This window comes from Microcystis sp. M53603_WE2 (assembly GCF_030065435.1).
In genome coordinates this window covers 1-1484 of the sequence record NZ_JASJFF010000946.1, presented here as the reverse complement: position 1 = coordinate 1484, position 1484 = coordinate 1, and the positions used below count along the sequence as shown (strand labels likewise).

Sequence of the window (1484 nt, the reverse complement as noted above, 5' to 3'; positions counted from 1 at the left end):
GTGTCAGTCTGTAGAGCGACCATAAGACCAGAACAGAGTAAATCTGTTAAGGCAGGTGCGGAACCCCGCAAGGGAAAGAAGCAGAAACCTAAATCGTGAGGTTTGGGAATCACCGTCCGTTTACGGCGGTGAGGATGTCAACGTCAAGTCTAGCTCTAGCACAGAGGCTCCCCTGTCTGGACAGCACTAAGGATTGTCTTGTAATTCACTCGATCCCGAACGTCACCGAAACGACCGCGGTAATATCTTTGTCGATCGAGGAGGTGTCGTAAATTCCCGAATCGCTCACGTCGGTGGAATTGCGCGAGGTGATCTGAAAAACTCCCGTTTTCGCATCGCGCACCCTTCCCACCCGACTGCCGGTACTACTGGCGATCGCCTCAGCCCTCGCTCTCGCATCCTTGGTCGCTGCCGCCACCATTTCCACCCGCAGCTTATCCAGTTGGGTGTAAAGGTATTGGGGGGGTTCAGAGACGAGGTTAATTCCCTCCTCGATCAATTCCGTTACCTGCCTAGAAAGTTCCGTGTAACGGGCCACATCCCCCGCTCGAATCTCGAAGCGTTGGGTGAGGCGATAGGCGAGAATTTGCCCAGTTTCCTGGCCGTTAGCTGTTACTTCGGGAATCGCCATCGTCTCGATCGCGTTGGTGGTGATTGCGTCGTCGGGAACTTGTTTTTCTTTGAGATAAGCTCGTATCCGCTCGGTTTGCCGGATCAGATCGCGGTAGGCTTCGCGGGCGGTGGGTTGTTGACTGGAAACCGATAAACGCCAGAGAAGATAATCGGATGTAATCGCCTTTTTTGCCGAACCAGTCACGACAAAAACATCGCTGGCCCGTTTCACCGCCAAGATCGAGCGCGCCGCTATCCAGGAACTCACAACGAGGGCGATCGATAGCACCGACAAACCCGCGAATAGCTGCGGGAAACGTCGGAATATAGAACTGTCTTTCATCGTCACTCCTCCTGAAAATTCGACGTTTCTATCCTATGCTAGTAGCGAGCGAGTTGAAATTATTATTTACAAAAATCAATTTTTCTTGCGTCAGGTTGATGCGCTTTGACAGCAAAGATTATTCAGCCCTTACTGGAGCTTTGGCACAATGGTGACTGATTGACACTCCCGTCGCACTAAGCGCTTCGGGATTCTTGGTTCATCGAGTTTCCTTAACCTGGCAGGACGTATCCAACATTCACTAGAGGGAATCTCTCCCCCCCCAAACCCCTAGGGCTGTTTCATTCTCCCATCAGAATATCAAAAGTAAAAGCGATCACTGTCTTTGTAAAATGAGAAGTGACCGCCAACTTTTAAAATATATGTTGAGCTTAATAGAAAAACTGAAACAAGTCAAGGACTTTCGGAAAGATAAAGGAAAAAGACACCATTTATGGATAGTATTAGTAGTAATAATACTGGGAACAATGCTAGGATACTCAGGTTAGAGAGAGCTAGGAGAGTTTGCTAAAAATAATCGGCACAGGCT

Annotated in this window: 1 protein-coding gene and 1 pseudogene; one reads left to right on the top strand and one right to left on the bottom strand. The window is 49.3% G+C overall.

All coding sequences use genetic code 11. The annotated features are described in order from the left end of the window. Window positions 1–205: 205 nt before the first annotated feature. Entirely contained in the window at window positions 206–955 is a 750-nt protein-coding gene (locus PX481_RS19995; protein WP_002760412.1) for an SIMPL domain-containing protein, read from the bottom strand. 362 nt (window positions 956–1317) lie between these two features. Between PX481_RS19995 and PX481_RS19990 the strand changes: the two are divergent. Continuing rightward, window positions 1318–1440, top strand: a pseudogene (locus PX481_RS19990) (transposase family protein); the annotation flags it as partial. Window positions 1441–1484 lie beyond the last annotated feature (44 nt).